Genomic DNA, 17,802 nt, shown 5'->3' with positions numbered 1-17,802 from the left:
GCGAAGCCGTCCGACCGGCCGCCTGATCGGCCGGGGTGGCGGAGGATGAGCACATGACCTCCGCACCGCACGCCGCCGTCGCGGCGCTCCGGGACGACCGACGCACCGTGCTCGTGGTGGCGGTCCTGTCCTCGTTCGTGGTGGGGCTCGACTCGAGCGTGGTGAACGTGGCACTGCCCGCCATCCGGTCCGAGCTCGGTGGCGGCCTGGTCGTGCAGCAGTGGACGGTCGACGCCTACCTCGTGACACTCGGGTCGCTCATCCTGGTCGCGGGGTCGCTGTCGGACGTGTTCGGCCGGGTGCGGATCATCACGTGGGGGCTGGTGGTGTTCGGGGTCGTGTCGGTGCTGTGCGCGGTGGCCCCGTCCGGCGCGGTGCTCATCGTCGCCCGGGCGCTGCAGGGCGTCGGGGGTGCGCTCGTCACGCCGAGTGCGCTCGCCCTCATCGTGGCTGCGTTCCGCGGGGCGGCCCAGGCGAGGGCGATCGGCACGTGGACGGCGTGGTCGAGCGCGGCGTCGATCCTCGGGCCGGTCGTCGGCGGGCTCGTGGTGGACAGCATCGGCTGGCGGTGGATCTTCGTGCTGACGGCGGTGCCGATCGCGGTGACGATCGTGCTCGTGCTGCGCATCACGGGCGACGTGCACCCCGCCACCCGCCCACGGATCGACGTGGTCGGTGCGGTGCTCGCCGTGGTGGGGGTCGGCGGCGTGGTGCTCGGGTTGATCGAGCAGGAGCGGCTCGGGTGGGGCGCGCCGGTCGTGGTCGCCGCGCTCGTGCTCGGGGCCGCGGCGCTCGTGGCCTTCGTGCCGTGGGAGCTCCGGGTGACGCGCACGTCCGGGGCGCCGCTGGTGCCGCTCGCGTTGTTCCGGGCGCGGAACTTCACGGTCGGCAACCTCGCGACGCTGTCGATCTACGGCGCGCTCGGCATGGTGTTCTTCGTCGTCACGCTGTTCCTGCAGGAGGTCTGGGGCTTCCCTGCCTGGGTCGCCGGCCTCGCGACGTTGCCGCCGACGGTGATGCTCCTGCTGCTCTCGACGACGGTCGGCTCGCTGGCCGGCCGGTGGGGGCCGCGGTGGTTCATGGCCGCTGGACCCGCCGTCGGCGCCGTCGGGGCGCTCCTGCTCCTGTTCACGGGCGAGGACCCGGCCGGGTACTGGTGGTCGGTGCTCCCTGGGCTGGTGCTCGTCGGCGCGGGCATCGCGCTCATGGTCACCCCGCTCACGAGCGCCGTGCTCGGCTCGGTCCCGCAGACCGAGGCCGGCGCCGGTTCCGCGGTGAACAACGCCGTCGCGCGGATCGCCGGGCTCGTCACGGTGGCGCTGGCGGGCGTCGTGCTCGGCGGCGAGGTGGGCGTCGAGGGGCTGCACCGGGCCATGGTGGTGATGGCGCTGCTGTTGCTGGCCGGCGCGCTCGTCAGCGCCGTCGGGATCCGGAATGAACCCGCGCGGTCCTAAGTTGAGTGCAGTAGACTCAAGTACGAGACCACCGCAACGAAAGGACGGAACGCATGGCGAACCTCCAGGGTGCTCCTGACTCGCAAGAGCGACAGAAGACTGCCCTCGAGCAGTACGGCGTCGACCTCACGGCGATCGCCCGCAGCGGCAAGCTCGACCCGGTGATCGGACGCGACTCCGAGATCCGACGCGTCAGCCAGGTGCTGACCCGCCGCACGAAGAACAACCCCGTGCTCATCGGCGAGCCCGGCGTCGGCAAGACCGCCGTCGTCGAGGGGCTCGCGCAGCGCATCGTCGCCGGGGACGTCGCCGACTCCCTCAAGGACAAGCGGCTCGTCTCCCTCGACATCTCCGCCCTCATCGCCGGCGCCAAGTACCGCGGCGAGTTCGAGGAGCGGCTCAAGGCCGTGCTCAAGGAGATCAACGACTCCGACGGCCAGGTCATCACCTTCATCGACGAGCTGCACACCCTGATGGGTGCCGGTGGCGGCGAGGGGTCCGTCGCGGCCTCGAACATGCTCAAGCCGATGCTCGCCCGCGGGGAGCTCCGACTCATCGGGGCGACCACCCTCGACGAGTACCGCGAGTACATCGAGAAGGACGCCGCACTCGAGCGCCGCTTCCAGCAGGTCTACGTGGGTGAGCCGAGCGTCGAGGACGCCGTGGCGATCCTCCGCGGGCTCAAGGAGCGCTACGAGGCGCACCACAAGGTCACGATCAACGACTCCGCGCTCGTCGCCGCGGCGAGCCTGTCGAACCGGTACATCTCCGGCCGGCAGCTGCCCGACAAGGCCATCGACCTCATCGACGAGGCCGCGAGCCGGCTCCGCATGGAGATCGACTCGAGCCCGGTCGAGATCGACGAGCTGAAGCGGAACGTCGACCGGCTCCGCGTCGAGGAGTTCGCGCTGAAGCAGGAGAAGGACGACGCCTCGAAGGCGCGGCTCGAGACCCTGCGGAACGAGCTGCACACGCGCGAGGAACGCCTCGGCGAACTCGAGCAGCGCTGGCAGGCGGAGCGCGCGAGCCTGAACCGCATCGGTGAACTGAAGCAGCAGCTCGACGACCTGAACATGCGGTCGCAGCGGGCGCAGCGCGAGGCCGACTACGAGCTCGTCTCGCGCCTGGAGTACGGCGAGAAGCCCCGCATCGAGGCCGAGCTCGCCGCCGCGGAGCGGGCAGGCAGCACCGACCGCATGGTGAACGACAGCGTCACCGACGAGGACATCGCCGCCGTCGTCGCGCAGTGGACGGGCATCCCGCTCGGTCGACTGCTGCAGGGCGAGACCGAGAAGCTCCTGCACCTGGAGAGCGAGCTCGGCCGGCGGATCATCGGGCAGCGCACTGCCGTGACCACCGTGTCCGAGGCCGTCCGCCGCACCCGCGCCGGCATCTCCGACCCGGACCGGCCGACGGGGTCCTTCCTGTTCCTCGGGCCCACCGGTGTCGGCAAGACCGAGCTGGCGAAGGCGCTCGCCGAGTTCCTGTTCGACGACGAGAAGGCGCTCGTCCGCATCGACATGAGCGAGTACGGCGAGAAGCACTCGGTCGCGCGGCTCATCGGCGCCCCGCCCGGGTACGTCGGGTACGAGGCCGGTGGGCAGCTGACCGAGGCGGTCCGCCGCCGCCCGTACTCGGTGATCCTGCTCGACGAGATCGAGAAGGCGCACCCCGAGGTGTTCGACGTGCTGCTCCAGGTGCTCGACGACGGGCGGCTCACCGACGGTCAGGGCCGGACGGTCGACTTCCGGAACACCATCCTGGTGCTGACGTCGAACCTCGGCTCGCAGTTCATGACCGACCTGACACTGACCGACGAGCAGCGCGAGACAGCCGTGCGCGAGCTCGTGCAGCAGGCGTTCCGCCCGGAGTTCATCAACCGTCTCGACGACATCGTGGTGTTCCAGGCGCTGTCGGCCGAGGACCTCGGGCAGATCGTCTCGCTCTACGTCGACCGGCTGGCCCGACGCCTGACCGACCGACGGCTCGAACTCGCGGTGACGCCGCAGGCACGCAGCTGGCTCGCCGAGCGCGGGTACGACCCGCTCTACGGCGCGCGGCCGCTCCGCCGGCTCATGCAGCGGCAGATCGACGACAAGCTGGCGCGGGCGATCCTGTCCGGCGACGTCCGTGACGGCGACACCGTGCGGGTGGACGTCGCCGCCGATGGCGACGGCTTGACGGTCGAGCCCTTCGAGCTGGCGGAGATCGTCGAGGAGTAGGCGACGGCCGCGCAGAACCAGGTTCCGGACACGACACCGCGGAACGACGTGGTGCTGTGTCCGGAACCTGGTTCCGGGGTGGACGGGGTGACCGACAGGAGGCCCGGGGCCGGTTCCTGGGACCCGGCACCGGGCCTCCCGGGTTGGCTGCAGGGCATGCCTGAGATCCGCGCGTTCCGCCGCCTCACCGACGCCGTCGAGCACGCGAGCGTGCTCGACAAGGCCGTCGACATCGACCGTGCCGTCGTGAACGCCCTCGCGAAGCCGCGAGGACTCCGCCGGCTCCTGCACGGCGTGCCGTTCGGCCACCCCGTGCACCCCCTCATGGTCCAGGTGCCGCTCGGCGCCTGGATCTCCGCCGCGGTGCTCGACCTGATCGGCGGGAAGGGCAACGCGAAGGCCGCGAAGACCCTGGTCGGCGTCGGGCTGGTGTCGTCCGGCAGCGCATCGCTCGCCGGCTACGTGGACTGGTCCGAGCTCGACCGTGAGCAGCTGCGCACGGGGTGGGTGCACCAGGCGGTGAACTGGGTCGGCATCTCGCTGTACGGGGTGTCGTGGTGGCAGCGGAAGCACGGGAACCACGGTGCAGGCAAGGCGTTCGGCTTCGCGGCGCTGGCGGTGGTCGGCGTGGGCGGGTACCTCGGTGGGCACCTGGCGTACCGACAGCGTGCCGGCGTGAGCGACCACGGCGAGGTGCCGTTCGACGCCTGAGCCGCACGCGCAACACCGAGGAAACCCTCCGGCCGCCATGGTCGGAGCATGGACCTCGTCAGCACCCACGCCCTGCCGCTCCTGACCGTCCCACTGCCGACGGCCGCCACCTTCGTGGTCCGGGTGGACGAGCGGACCGGTGTCGTCACCGTGCTCCCAGTCTCCTCGTAGGAACATCACCTGCAATACATCAGTGCGTGTACTCGTGGTGGATGATGAGCAAGCCCTCGCCGACCTCGTCGCGACGGGGTTGACCCGGCAGGGCATGGCGGTCGACGTCGCCCACCGCGGCGACCACGCCGACGAGCTCCTGGCGGTCAACGACTACGACGTCGTCGTGCTCGACCGCGACCTGCCGGGCATGCACGGCGACGAGGTCGCCCGGCGGCTGGCGGCCCGGGGGAGCCTGACCCGGATCCTCATGCTCACCGCGGCGACGACCCTGACCGACCGGGTGAACGGCCTCGAACTCGGCGCCGACGACTACCTGACGAAGCCGTTCGAGTACCCGGAGCTCGTCGCGCGGGTCCGGGCGCTCGGCCGCCGGAGCGTCGCACCCGTCGCGCCGGTGCTCGGACGTGCCGGCCTGCTCCTCGACACGAACCGACGGATGGCGACGCGTGACGGTCGCCCGCTCGACCTCACCGCGAAGGAGCTCGGCGTGCTCGAGACCCTGCTGCGTGCGGACGGCCGGATCGTCTCGGCCGAGGAACTGCTCGAGAAGGTCTGGGACATGAACGTCGACCCGTTCACCGCCGCCGTCCGGGTGACGATGTCGAAGCTCCGGCGCAAGCTCGGCGACCCGGACCCGATCCGGACGGTGCCGGGGCAGGGGTACGCCCTGTGATGCGGACGCTCACCATCCGCGTCCGGACGGCTCTCGCCTTCGCCGTGGCCTCGATGGTGCTCACCACCGCCGTGCTGGTGTTCGTGAACCTGGCGTCCCAGCAGTCGTTCGCCCGGACGCTCCCCGTGCTCGGTCGGGACGGCGGGCCGGCGACCCGGATCCCGTCCGCCGTCCCGATCACCCCCGAGCGGATCGGTGCGTCGCAGACGACCCTGCGCGTCGTCACCGAGGCCAACGCGCTGCAGTGGCAGTGGTCGGCGGTGGGGATCGTCGTCGCGGGGATGCTCGCGGGTGGTGTCGGGTGGTTCGTCAGCCGGCGGATGCTCCGCCCGATCGACCGGATCACCGCCACCGCGACCCGGATCACCGCGTCGAACCTGCACGAGCGGATCGCCCTGGTCGGTCCGGACGACGAACTCCGGCGGCTGTCCCGCACCATCGACGACCTGCTCGACCGGCTCGAGACGGCGTTCGAGAGCCAGCGGCGGTTCGTGGCGCAGGCGTCGCACGAGCTCCGGACCCCGCTCGCGGTGCAGCGGGCCGCCGTGCAGATCGGGTTGCACGACGACGTCGGCGGCGACGACGTCCGGGCCGTCCGCGACGAACTCCTCGAGCAGAACCGGCGGACCGAGCACCTGGTCGAGTCGCTGCTGGTACTCGCCGAGGCCGACCGCGGGCTCGACGGCACGACGCAGGTGGTCCACGTGGACGACGTGACCGCCGAGGTGGTCGCGGGGGCGGCCGGAAACGCAGCCGACGCCGGGGTCGCGCTGACGCACGAGACCCGCACCGGGCCTCCCGGCCTGGTCGTCGACGCCGAGCCGACGCTGCTGCGGCAGCTCCTCGGCAACCTCGTCGGCAACGCCGTCGAGTACAACGAGCCCGGCGGGTTCGTCCGGGTGACGACGTCGTCGGACGGGATCGTCGTCGAGAACTCCGGGCCCGCGGTGCCGGTGGACGAGGCGCCCCGCCTGGTCGAACCGTTCCGGCGGTGCTCGTCGGCGCGGTCGGCCGGGCGGCACAGCGGTCTCGGACTGTCGATCGTGGCGTCCGTCGTGCAGGCGCACGGGTGGTCGCTGTCCGTCGACGCGCGAGCTGCCGGTGGACTCGTCGTCCGCGTCGGTGTTTCGCCGGTGCAACCCCGACGAGACGCCGGGCGAAACAGCTGATCCGGTGTCCTGGAGGCATGAACACGACAACCACCACGAAGACCCGCCGGACCCGTTCCCTCCTCGCCACCGCAGCCGTCGCCGTCGTCCTGCTGCCCGGACTGCTCGCCGGGTGCTCGAGCGCGGAGGACACCGGGTCCGCCGGCGCCACCTCGGGGCACACCGCCGGGGCGGCCGGCAAGGGCGCGACGCTCGCCGAGTGCATGCGCGGCAAGGGGTACGACATGGCGGACCCCTCGAGCGGTGGCCAGACGATGCAGTTCGGTGCGCCCGACGGCGTCGACCCGGAGCAGTACCAGAACGACCTCAAGGAGTGCATCGGTGACGGCGGGGGCGCCGGCGACGGGAAGATGGCGAAGCCGATGGAGGGTGCGGCCGAGCAGCAGCGGCAGGCAGCGGCGTGCATCCGCGAGGGCGGGTTCTCCGACTACCCCGACGACGAGGCGGGCAGGCAGGCGTACCAGCCGGACGACCGGGCTGCCTTCGACGAGGTCGCGCGCGCGTGCGACGAGGAGACGCTCGGGTCCGGCACGACCGGGGCCGGCGAGTGAGCCGCTCCGTGCGTCGACGGTCGCTGGTCGTCGGCGCCTGTCTGGTCGCCGTCGTCGGGGTCGGTCTGGGCACGTGGGCCGTCGTCGCCCCGGCCCCGGGGTCGTCGTCGGCGTCGGCCACCCCGGACGACGCCTCCAGCGGCCCCACCGCGACCGTCACGAAGGGCGACCTGACCGACTCGAAGGTCTTCGCCGGCACCCTCGGCTACGGCGCCCCGACGGGCGTGCCCGCAGCGGCCGCCGGCACGATCACGTGGTTGCCCCGCCCCGGCGACGTCATCGAGCGCGACGAGGACCTGTACGCGGTGGACGAGCGCGGTGTGCGGTCGATGTACGGCACGGTACCGCTGTGGCGCGACCTGTCCCGCGGGGTGCACGGCACCGACGTGCGGCAGCTCAACGAGAACCTCGCGGCCCTGGGCTACGACGTGTCCGTGGACGACGAGTTCGGCCCGCGGACCCAGGCCGCGGTGCGGCAGTGGCAGGAGGACCGGGACCACGAGGTGACCGGGGTCCTGACCGCCGACGACGTCGCGTTCGTCGACGGGGCCGTGCGGGTCGCGTCGGTGGACGGCGAGCTCGGCCGGTCGACCGGCGCCGCAGGCGCGGGCGCAGCGGGCACCGGCGGCGGCGACGTGCTGCAGGTCACGAGCACGGAGCGCATCGTCTCGGCGACCGTGTCGCAGCGCGACGCCGAGCGGCTGGCGGTCGGCACCCGGGTGGACGTCCGGGTGAACGGCACGGGGGCCCCGATGCGCGGCGAGGTCGCCGACGTCCAGCCCGAGACCGACGAGGACGGCGGGACCAAGGTCGTCGTCTCGGTGTCCTTCGACCCCGGCGACCGCAAGCTGCCGGCCGCGGCCTCTGCCCAGGTCGACGCGGAGGGCACCACCGAACGGGGCGTGCTCTCCGTGCCGGTCTCGGCCCTCGTCGCGGGTTCCGGCGGCCACTACGCCGTCGACCTGGTCCGCCGGGACGGCACGACCGAGCGCGTGCCCGTCGAGCCGGGGTTCACCGCCGGCGGCCGCGTGGCGATCACCGGCGACGTCGCCGCGGGCGACCGGGTGGTGGTGCCCGGATGACCGGCACCACCGCGCCGGACCGCGAGGTCGTCCTGTCGCTCGCGGACGTCGTGAAGACCTACGGCGACGTCGGCGCGCTCCGCGGCGTCTCGCTCGAGGTCACGGCCGGGGAACTCGTCGCCGTCGTCGGGCCGTCCGGGTCCGGCAAGTCGACCATGCTCAACATCGTCGGGACGCTCGACCGGCCGACCTCCGGCACCGTGACGATCGCCGGCAACGACGTCGCCACGATGTCCGACGACGCCCTGTCGCGCCTGCGGGCCGAGCACATCGGCTTCGTGTTCCAGCACTTCCACCTGCAGGCCGGGGCGACCGCCGCCGAGAACGTCGCCGACGGGCTGCTCTACGCGGGAGTCCCGCGCCGCGACCGGCACCGGCGCGCGGTCGAGGCGCTCGGCCGGGTCGGACTCGGGCACCGGGTCGACCACCGCCCGCACCAGCTGTCCGGCGGTGAGAAGCAGCGGGTCGCGATCGCCCGGGCCGTCGTCGGCGAGCCCACGATCCTGTTGGCGGACGAGCCGACCGGGGCGCTCGACACCGCGTCGGGCACGGCGGTCCTCGGACTGCTGCGCGAGCTCAACGACGGCGGGACCACCGTGCTCGTCATCACACACGACCTCGAGCTCGCGGCATCGCTGCCCCGCCGGGTCCGGATGCGGGACGGTCTCGTCTCGCAGGACGACACCGCGGGCGGGGCCGCCGCGCTCGCCGCCGCGATCCGGGGCGACCGGTGAGCGCCCGGGGCACCGTCAGCCCGACGGACCTGCTCCGACTCGGGGTGTTCGGCCTGCGGACCCGGCCGGCGCGCGTCGTGCTGTCGGCCCTCGGCATCGCCATCGGCATCGCGGCGATGATCGCGGTCGTCGGGATCTCGTCGTCGAGCAAGGCGAAGGTCGACCAGGTCCTCGACGCCCTCGGCACGAACGTGCTCACCGTCACCGAGGCCGAGGGGTTCGGCGAGACACCGCCGCTGCCGGACACCGCGCTCGAGTCGGTGCACCGGCAGGACGACGTCGAGTCCGCTGCCGCGGTCGGCACGGTGCCGGGCGCCGGGGTCTACCGCAACGGGTACGTCCCGGCGCCGGAGACGAAGGGCATCGCCGTGCTCGCCGCCTGGGGCGACGTGCCCGGGGTGCTCGGTGGCGAGCTCGCCTCCGGGCGGTGGATCGACGACGCCCGGACCGCGGCGCCGCAGGTCGTGCTCGGGGACGCGGCCGCGGCCGCGCTCGGCATCGACCGGGTCCGTGCCGACACCCGGGTGTGGATCGGCGGACAGTGGGTGCAGGTGGTCGGGGTCCTCCGGCCGCTCGCGCTCGCCGCGGAACTCGACAACAGCGTGTTCGTGCCGCGTGCGCTCGCCGGACAGCTCGGGTTCGACGGGGCGCCGACCGCCGTCTACACGCGCGTCGACCCGGAGCGGGTGGAAGCGGCCCGTGACGTCCTCGCGGCCGCGGTCCGACCGGGTGCGCCGCAGGACGTCGGGGTCACCCGACCGTCGGACGCGCTCGCCGCGAAGGACGCCACCGACGACTCGTTCACCGGACTGCTCGTCGGCATCGGCGGCGTCGCGCTGCTCGTCGGGGGCATCGGCGTCGCCAACACGATGGTGATCACGGTGCTCGAGCGTCGCGCCGAGGTCGGGGTGCGCCGCGCCCTCGGAGCACGTCGGCGGACGATCCGCGACCAGTTCCTGGTCGAGTCCCTGCTGCTGTCGTTCCTCGGCGGGGTGGCCGGGGTCGTGATCGGCGTCGGCGTGACGGTGGCGTTCGCCGTCGCGCAGGGGTGGCCGGTGGCGCTGCCGCCCTGGGCGGTGGCCGGCGGCCTCGGCGCGACGGTCGTCATCGGCGGGGTCTCCGGGCTCTACCCGGCGGCGCGCGCGGCGCGCATCCCGCCGACGTCCGCCCTGGCGGCCGTCTGACACGGTGCGGTGGAGGTGACGCCGTGGAGGTGGCGCCGTGGAGGCCCGGCACCGGTCCCGAGACCGGTGCCGGGCCTCCTGGCCGTCGCCTGCAGAGCCACGCTCGTGCGGCGCAGATCATGCCTGGTCATGACCACCGCGTCAAGCGGTGGTCATCATCTGTTCGCCATCCGTGATCCCCCGGAAACACGCGGGAGACCGCTCTCCGCAGGGACCGGTCCAACGGTTGACAACGGCTTCCGAAGGGTCTTTCATGACCAATACGCAACGTCCTTTCATAAAGGTCGGACCAAGGGAGTCAACGTGACACGCACGCGTTTCGCCGCACTCGGTGCGCTCGCCCTCGCAGGCGCGCTCGCCCTCACCGGGTGCTCCGCCGGAAGCAACGGAGCTTCCGACGGCGGCACGAAGTCCATCGGCACACCCGATGGCAAGGGCAAGACCATCACCGTCTGGGTGATGAACGGCGACCTGACGGACAAGGTCCTGCAGGCCGCCGAGAAGCAGTTCACCGCGGACACCGGGGCGAAGGTGACGATCCAGACCCAGCAGTGGGACGGCATCACCACCAAGCTCACCACCGCGCTCGCGCAGTCCGACGCTCCGGACGTCGTGGACCTCGGCAACACGCAGGTGCCGGTGTACGCGGCCGCCGGCGGGCTGAAGGACCTGACGCCGTACCGCGACGAGCTGAAGGACGGGCAGACCTGGCTCACCGGGCTCGAGGGGCCGGCGACCGTCGACGGCAAGCTCTACGGAGCGCCCCTCTTCGCCGGCAACCGTGCCGTCGTCTACAACAAGAAGGTCTGGAAGGACGCCGGCGTCACCGAGGTGCCGACGACCTACGAGGAGCTCACCGCCGACCTCGACAAGGTCAAGGCCGCGAACCCGCGCAGCGACTTCTCCGCGTTCTACATGCCCGGGCAGTACTGGTACGGCGGCCTGCAGTGGGTGTGGGACGCCGGCGGCGAGATCGCCACGGACGACGGCGGCAAGTGGACCGGCACGCTCGACTCGGACGACGCGGTCGAGGGCCTGACGGCGTGGAAGGACTTCCAGAACGACTACTCCGCGAAGTCCACGCAGGACATCAACACCGACAAGCCCTCGCAGAGCGACGTCTTCGCCCAGGGGAACACCTCGGCGTTCCTCGGGTCCGCGTGGGAGATCGGGTCGGTGACGACGGCCAAGCCCGCACTCGCCGACCAGATCGGGACCTTCCCGATGCCCTCGAAGACGGCCGGGAAGACGCAGCCGGTGTTCCTCGGCGGGTCCGACCTCGGGATCCCCGCGAAGTCGCAGAACCAGGACCTGGCGCTGTACTACCTGAAGATCCTGACCTCGAAGGAGTTCCAGCAGGAGCAGGTCTTCGGCGTGGACGGCTGGGAGCCGAACTCGACCCAGCTGCTCGACGCGGTCGCCGGTGACGTGGACACGCTGCACAAGCCGTACTTCGAGGCCGCCTCGACCAGCCGTCCGACCCCGGGCGCGCCGGGCTGGGCGACCATCGAGGGCGACGCGTCGTTCCAGTCGATGTTCGCCGACGTCGCGACCGGACGGAAGACGCCGCAGCAGGCAGCCGAGGGCTTCTCGAAGCACCTCACGACCGCGCTGAACGCGCAGCCGTAGTCGATGACCTCCACTGCGGAGCAGGTGGCCGACCCGGTGCACACCGGGCCGGCCACCGGCCGGCGGGGGACGGACGGCCCCCAGCCCCGACCCCGGCCGCGTCGCCGGTCGCCGGTGGCGTCGCGGGCACCGCTCGTGCTGCTCGCGCCGGCAGCCGTCCTGCTGCTCGCCCTCGTGGTCTACCCGCTGGTCCGGCTCGTCGTCATCTCGTTCCAGGACTACGGGCTGCGGGCCATCTTCACCGGACAGGCCGGGTTCGCCGGGGCGTCGAACTACACCGACGTCCTGACCGACGCGTCGTTCTGGCCGGTCATCCTGCGCACCGTGCTCGTCACCGGCGCGATGGTGCTCGGCACGATCGTCATCGGGATGGGCGTGGCCCAGCTGCTCACCCGGCTCGGCGTGGCCATGCGGACGATCGTGAGCGTCGTGCTCGTGCTCGCGTGGGCGATGCCGAACGTGGCGTCGAGCCTGGTCTGGCAGTGGCTGTTCCAGCCGTTCTACGGCGTGCTCAACTGGCTCGTCACGCAGCTGCGGGTGTTCGGTGACCACACGCAGGACAACTGGGCGTCGCACCCGGCGCAGGCCTACACGATCGTGCTCACGCTCGTCATCTGGCAGGCCGTGCCCTTCGTCGCGCTGACGCTCTACGCGGCGCAGTCGCAGATCGCGCCCGAGTACTACGAGGCCGGCGCGCTCGACGGCGCCTCGACTTGGACGATGTACCGGTCGATCACCCTGCCGGCGCTCGCGCCGACGCTGCTGCTCGTGTCGATCCTGTCGGTGATCTGGGACTTCAACGTCTTCAACCAGATCTGGCTGCTCACCCGTGGCGGACCGGAGGAAGCGACCCTGACCCTCGGCATCTGGACCTTCGTGCAGTCGTTCGTCTCGAACGCCTACGGGCAGGGCGCCGCCATCGCCGTCATCTCCACCGTGATCCTCGGCGTGCTCACCAGCTACTACATCCGCCGCCTCGTCCGCAGCGGTGAGGAGGACCTGTGACCCTCTCGACGCAGTCCCGCCCGACCGCCGGGGCGCCGACGCCGGCTCCTGCACCTCGGCCGACGCCCGCCACGCCGCGGACCCGGCGGCGCAGGCCGCGGATCGTCGCGAACACGATCGCGGTGCTGTTCTGCCTGGTGTGGGTGTTCCCGATCTACTGGATGGTGAACACCGCGTTCAAGCCCGCCGACGAGGTCACCACGATGACCCCGATCTGGCTGCCGCTGCACCCCACGTTCGAGAACTTCACCCGCGCGCTGACGCAGGACGGGTTCCTGGTGTACCTGCGGAACTCGACCATCGTCGTCGTGGCGGCCGTGCTGCTGTCGATCGTCGTCGGGTTCCTGGCGTCGGCAGCGCTCTCGCGGTTCCGGTTCCGCGGACGACGCGCGATCCTGGTCGCCATCCTGTTCGTGCAGATGATCCCGTCCGGCGCGCTGCTCATCCCGCTGTTCCTGTCGTTCCAGACCCTCGGGCTGCTCAACAGCTACATCGGGCTGATCCTGGCCTACGTCGCGAGCGTGCTGCCGTTCTCGATCTGGGTGATGCGCGGGTTCTTCGTCTCCGTGCCGGTCGAGATCGAGGAGGCCGCGAAGGTCGACGGCGCCGGCACGTTCCGGATCCTGTGGAGCGTGCTGTTCCCGCTCGTGATGCCCGGGGTCATCGCCACGAGCGTGTTCGCGTTCATCGCGGCGTGGAACGACTACCTCATCGCGTACGTGATGCTCAAGGACCAGGGGATGTACACCCTGCCGGTGTGGCTCGCCGGCTTCTCGACGAACAAGGGGACGGACTTCGGCGGGCTCATGGCGGCGAGCGTGCTGTTCTCGATCCCGGTGGTGGTCTTCTTCCTCATCGTGCAGCGCCGGCTGGTGAGCGGCATGACGGCGGGGGCCGTGAAGGGCTGACCCACCGCGACGAACGCCCCGTCCTGCACGAGCAGGGCGGGGCGTCCGTGTGCGGGCGGCGTCACTTCGGCGCGCCCCGGCCGCGTGCCCCGGCCCGCGCGGCGCCGCCGAGGTCGCACGACTCGCCGCGTGCGGTGCGTCGAGGTCGCACGATGTGCCGCGTCGGCGCTGTTCGAGCGGCAGATCGTGCGACCTCGTCGTGTTCGGTCGTTCGCGGCGGCGGTTGCGTTTGCGTGGGGTTCGGGCTTACAGTTTCCAAAACCCACGGGAACGAAGGAGTTCGGGCATGTACGCAACCGAGCGGCACGAGGCGATCGCAGCAGCGCTGCAGGACGCCGGCCGGGTCTCCGTCGCCGACCTGGCCGAGCACTTCGACGTCACCACCGAGACCGTCCGCCGCGACCTCGGCGCGCTCGAGTCGGCCGGCGTGCTGCGTCGGGTGCACGGGGGAGCGGTGCCGGTCGGACGTTCGAGCGTCGTCGAGCTGAGCGTCGCCGAGCGCGAGGGGCAGCACGGCACCGCGAAGTCCGCGATCGCCCGGGCCGCGATGCGCCTGGTGCCGGCCACCTTCACCGGGTCGATCGCCCTGGACGCCGGCACCACGAGCGCCGCCGTCGCCGCCGAGCTCGCCCGCTGGGAGCCCGAGGTGGCCGGCGCGACGATCACCGTCATCACGAACTCGGTGCCGATCGCCGCGGTGCTGCAGCACAGCGCGAACGTCGAGCTGCACCTGCTCGGCGGTCGGGTGCGCGGCGTGACGAGCGCCGCCGTCGGCACCGCCACCGTCGAGCAGATCGGGGCGCTGCGCCCCGACATCGCCTTCATCGGCACGAACGGGTTGTCCGCCGGGTTCGGCCTGAGCACCCCCGACGAGTACGAGGCCGCCGTCAAGGGTGCCTACGTCCTCGCCGCCCGCCGGGCCGTGGTGCTCGCCGACGCCGCGAAGCACGGGGTCGAGGCGCTCATGCGCTTCGCCCGGCTCGACGAGATCGACACGCTCGTCACCGACGAGCAGCCGCCGGCGGACCTGACCGGGGCGCTCACCGACGCCGACGTCGAGGTGGTCGTCGCGTGAACGAGCAGCACGGCAGCACCCGCATCGTCACGGTGACCCCGAACCCGTCCCTCGACCGCACCATCGAGCTCGCCGGTGAACTGCAGCGCGGTGCCGTGCAGCGGGCCACCCGGTCGACCGCCGAGCCCGGCGGCAAGGGCGTCAACGTGTCCCGCGTGGTCGTGGCGAGCGGCGGGGACACCACCGCCGTGCTGCCCGGCGACGAGCTCGACCCGGTGCTGCTCGGCCTCGCGACCCGGGGCATCCCGACCGCCGCGCTGCCGATCGGCGCACCGCTCCGCTCGAACGTCACCGTCACCGAGCCGACCGGCACCACGACGAAGCTCAACGAGCCTGGCCCCTCGCTCGCCGGCCGACTCGACGACCTCGCCGCGCTGGTCGCCGACACCGCCGCCGCGACCGCCACCGGTCCGGCCGCCCGCTGGGTCGTGTTCGCCGGCTCGCTGCCGCCCGGACTGCCCGACGACGCGCTCGCGGTGCTCGTCCGGGCCGTCCGTGCCCGGCACGGAGCGGACGTCCGGATCGCCGTCGACTCGTCGGGGGTGCCGTTCACGGCGCTGCTGCAGTCCGGCGAACGGATCGACCTGGTGAAGCCGAACGCCGAGGAGCTCGCCGAGGTCGTCGGCGGCGACCCGGACGAGTACGAGCGCGACCTCGACGCCGCCGTCGCCGGTGCCGGCCGGCTCCGGCAACGGAACGTCGGCACGGTGCTGCTCACCCTCGGCAGCGCCGGCGCGGTCCTGGTCTCCGCGGACGGCGCCTTCGCGGCGGCCGCCCCGACGATCGTCGCCCGGTCGACGGTCGGCGCGGGGGACTCCTCGCTCGCCGGTTACCTGCTCGCCGAGGTCGCCGGGGCGTCCCCCGAGCGGCGCCTCGCCCAGGCCGTCGCCACCGGGGCCGCCGCAGCGGCACTGCCCGGCAGCGACGTGCCGGCCCTCGACCACACCGACCCGACGGCGGTCTCCGTCCGGGTGCTCGACACGCACCCGGCCCCCGAGCCGGCCTGATCCCCTCCCCACCCCCGAACACCTGCACCACCGCGCGACCAGCGCCATTGCGAAGGAGCAAGCACATGTCCGCAGACTCGAGTCCGCGCCTCATCAGCGCACAGCTCGTCGGCCTCGACGAGGACCTCGGTGCCACGTCGACCGAGGTGATCCGCGTCCTGGCCGACCGCGTCGCCGCGACCGGGCGTGCCGCCGACGGCCGTGCCCTCGCCGAGGACGCCATCGCCCGCGAGGCGAGCGTCGGCACCGGCGTCCCCGGTGGCATCGCGATCCCGCACGCCCGGTCGGCGTCGGTGTCCGAGCCGACCCTGGCGTTCTCGCGCCTCGCCCGCAAGGTGCCCTTCGGCGCCCCGGACGGCGACGCCGACGTCGTCTTCATGATCGCCGTGCCCGAGGGCGCCGACAAGGACCACCTGACGGTGCTGTCGACCCTGGCCCGTGCGCTCATCCGCGACGACTTCACCGCCGCACTCCGCGCCGCGACCACCGCCGACGAGATCGTCCGGCTGGTCGACCACGAGGTGAGCGGCGAGGTGGCCGAGGCCGGCGTCGGGAACGCGAGCCGGGCCTCCACTGCGACCGCAGTATCGGCCGCACCGGCCGCACCGGCCGCCGACCGCAAGGTCTTCGTCGGCGTCACCGCCTGCCCGACCGGCATCGCGCACACCTACATGGCGGCCGACGCGCTCGTCGCCGCCGCCCAGCGCGCCGGTGCCGAGATGCACATCGAGACGCAGGGGTCCTCGCAGGTCGAGCCCCTCGACCCGGCGCTCATCGCCCGGGCCGACGCCGTCGTGTTCGCGGTCGACGTCGACGTCCGCGACCGTGGTCGGTTCGCCGGCAAGCCGCTCGTCTCCGGGCCGGTCAAGCGCGGCGTGGACGAGCCCGATGCGATGATCGCCGAGGCCGTGCGCGCCTCGGAGGACCCGCACGCCGCCCGCGTCCAGGGCGCCGCCGCCACCGACGGCGAGTCGACCGCGAAGAACGAGCACTTCGGTCAGTCGCTCAAGCGCTGGCTGCTCACCGGCGTCAGCTACATGATCCCGTTCGTCGCGGGCGGCGGGCTCCTCATCGCGCTCGGCTTCCTGCTCTCCGGGTACCAGATCGCGTCGACCCACGGCGACGACGGCGTGAGCAACGCCGCCTGGACGCTGACGCACTCGACGTTGCTGAACCTGCCGGCGGAGGGCCTCGGCTACTACCTCGGCGCCGCCGCGTTCCAGATCGGACAGGTCTCGCTCGGGTTCCTGGTGGCCGCGCTCGCCGGGTACATCGCCTACGCCATGGCGGACCGACCGGGCATCGCGCCCGGGTTCGTCGCCGGGTCGATCGCCGTCTTCATGAACGCCGGGTTCCTCGGCGGTCTGGTCGGCGGCCTCATCGCCGGTGCCGCCGCGTACTGGATCGGGCGCATCCCGACCTGGCGCTGGCTGCGCGGCCTCATGCCGGTGGTGATCATCCCGCTGTTCGCGTCGATCATCGCCTCCGGGCTCATGCTCCTGGTGCTCGGCGGCCCGATCGCCTGGCTCATGACGCAGCTGACCGGCTTCCTCAACTCGCTGTCCGGTGCCTCCGCGATCCTGCTCGGCATCATCCTCGGCCTCATGATGGCGTTCGACCTCGGCGGACCGGTCAACAAGGTGGCCTACGCGTTCGCCGTCGCCGGCCTCGGCGCGGGGACCGCCACGAACGTCGTGCCGTTCGAGATCATGGCCGCCGTGATGGGCGCCGGCATGGTGCCGCCGCTCGCGATGGCGCTCGCGTCGACGCTGTTCTACCGCGGGGGCTTCACGAAGCCGGAGCGCGAGAACGGCAAGGCGGCCTACCTGCTCGGCTTCTCGTTCATCTCCGAGGGTGCGATCCCGTTCGCCGCGGCCGACCCGCTCCGCGTCATCCCGGCCTCGATGGTCGGGGCGGCGGTCACCGGTGCGATCTCGATGGCGGTGGGCGTGACCTCGCGAGCACCGCACGGCGGCGTGTTCGTGTTCTTCGCGATCGGGAACTTCTGGGCCTGGCTCGGAGCGGTCGTGCTCGGCGCGTTCGTGTCCGCCGGGGTGCTCGTCGCCCTGAAGAAGTGGGTGCGCCGCCGTCCCGTGGACGAGGCCGCCGCCGGCGGCGAGGCTGCCGCGGCCGCCGAGACGGTCGGCCAGCGCGCGCCGGTCGCCGCGTAGTCCACGCGACCACCTGACGGACGGGAGGCCCGGTGCCAGCTGGCACCGGGCCT

The 17,802-nt window shown here is 72.5% G+C and carries 16 protein-coding genes; all 16 read left to right on the top strand.

What is annotated here, in order from left to right; all coding sequences use genetic code 11:
• Positions 1-53: 53 nt before the first annotated feature.
• Entirely contained in the window at positions 54-1,454 is a 1,401-nt protein-coding gene (locus BIU94_RS00075; protein ID WP_071252987.1) for an MFS transporter, read from the top strand.
• A gap of 53 nt (positions 1,455-1,507) precedes the next feature.
• Positions 1,508-3,676: an ATP-dependent Clp protease ATP-binding subunit gene (locus BIU94_RS00070; RefSeq protein ID WP_083404472.1), complete on the top strand. Its 2,169-nt coding sequence runs from the start codon at positions 1,508-1,510 to the stop codon at positions 3,674-3,676.
• Between the two features lie 156 nt (positions 3,677-3,832).
• The gene (locus tag BIU94_RS00065; RefSeq protein WP_071252985.1) at positions 3,833-4,387 is read left to right on the top strand and encodes a DUF2231 domain-containing protein; all 555 of its coding nucleotides are present in this window, start codon (positions 3,833-3,835) and stop codon (positions 4,385-4,387) included.
• Between the two features lie 48 nt (positions 4,388-4,435).
• Entirely contained in the window at positions 4,436-4,558 is a 123-nt protein-coding gene (locus BIU94_RS18170; RefSeq protein ID WP_302846889.1) for a hypothetical protein, read from the top strand.
• A 22-nt stretch (positions 4,559-4,580) separates the two neighbouring features.
• Positions 4,581-5,234 carry a response regulator transcription factor gene (locus tag BIU94_RS00060; protein ID WP_071252983.1) on the top strand — a complete coding sequence of 218 codons (654 nt, stop codon included), beginning with the start codon at positions 4,581-4,583 and terminating at the stop codon, positions 5,232-5,234.
• Positions 5,234-6,403 (top strand): HAMP domain-containing sensor histidine kinase, encoded by a 1,170-nt coding sequence (locus BIU94_RS00055; RefSeq protein ID WP_071252981.1) that lies wholly within the window; start codon positions 5,234-5,236, stop codon positions 6,401-6,403. Before BIU94_RS00060 ends, BIU94_RS00055 begins: the two co-directional genes overlap by 1 nt.
• 17 nt (positions 6,404-6,420) lie before the next feature.
• Entirely contained in the window at positions 6,421-6,954 is a 534-nt protein-coding gene (locus BIU94_RS00050) for a hypothetical protein (RefSeq protein ID WP_071252979.1), read from the top strand.
• Positions 6,955-6,962: 8 nt separating this feature from the next.
• Positions 6,963-8,036, top strand: coding sequence for a peptidoglycan-binding protein (locus tag BIU94_RS00045; RefSeq protein ID WP_139196197.1), 1,074 nt, complete (start codon positions 6,963-6,965; stop codon positions 8,034-8,036).
• On the top strand, positions 8,033-8,770 hold the full coding sequence (locus BIU94_RS00040; protein WP_071252975.1) for an ABC transporter ATP-binding protein: 738 nt from the start codon (positions 8,033-8,035) through the stop codon (positions 8,768-8,770). Before BIU94_RS00045 ends, BIU94_RS00040 begins: the two co-directional genes overlap by 4 nt.
• Positions 8,767-9,954, top strand: a complete 1,188-nt coding sequence (locus BIU94_RS00035; protein ID WP_071252973.1) for an ABC transporter permease — start codon at positions 8,767-8,769, stop codon at positions 9,952-9,954. Before BIU94_RS00040 ends, BIU94_RS00035 begins: the two co-directional genes overlap by 4 nt.
• 303 nt (positions 9,955-10,257) lie before the next feature.
• Positions 10,258-11,583, top strand: coding sequence for a sugar ABC transporter substrate-binding protein (locus BIU94_RS00030; RefSeq protein ID WP_071252971.1), 1,326 nt, complete (start codon positions 10,258-10,260; stop codon positions 11,581-11,583).
• A 3-nt stretch (positions 11,584-11,586) separates the two neighbouring features.
• On the top strand, positions 11,587-12,588 hold the full coding sequence (locus BIU94_RS00025; RefSeq protein WP_083404470.1) for a carbohydrate ABC transporter permease: 1,002 nt from the start codon (positions 11,587-11,589) through the stop codon (positions 12,586-12,588).
• Positions 12,585-13,496 (top strand): carbohydrate ABC transporter permease, encoded by a 912-nt coding sequence (locus tag BIU94_RS00020; protein ID WP_254784669.1) that lies wholly within the window; start codon positions 12,585-12,587, stop codon positions 13,494-13,496. The genes BIU94_RS00025 and BIU94_RS00020 overlap by 4 nt, the downstream gene beginning before the upstream one ends.
• Positions 13,497-13,782: 286 nt before the next feature.
• Positions 13,783-14,571, top strand: coding sequence for a DeoR/GlpR family DNA-binding transcription regulator (locus BIU94_RS00015; protein WP_071252969.1), 789 nt, complete (start codon positions 13,783-13,785; stop codon positions 14,569-14,571).
• Entirely contained in the window at positions 14,568-15,578 is a 1,011-nt protein-coding gene (locus BIU94_RS00010) for a 1-phosphofructokinase family hexose kinase (protein WP_254784666.1), read from the top strand. The genes BIU94_RS00015 and BIU94_RS00010 overlap by 4 nt, the downstream gene beginning before the upstream one ends.
• A gap of 65 nt (positions 15,579-15,643) precedes the next feature.
• The gene (locus tag BIU94_RS00005; RefSeq protein WP_071252966.1) at positions 15,644-17,749 is read left to right on the top strand and encodes a fructose-specific PTS transporter subunit EIIC; all 2,106 of its coding nucleotides are present in this window, start codon (positions 15,644-15,646) and stop codon (positions 17,747-17,749) included.
• Positions 17,750-17,802 lie beyond the last annotated feature (53 nt).

Origin of the sequence: Curtobacterium sp. MMLR14_006, from assembly GCF_001864985.1 — a bacterium.
GTDB lineage: Bacteria > Actinomycetota > Actinomycetes > Actinomycetales > Microbacteriaceae > Curtobacterium.
The sequence above is the reverse complement of the archived record's forward strand: the minus strand, read 5'-3'. Positions and strand labels throughout refer to the sequence as shown.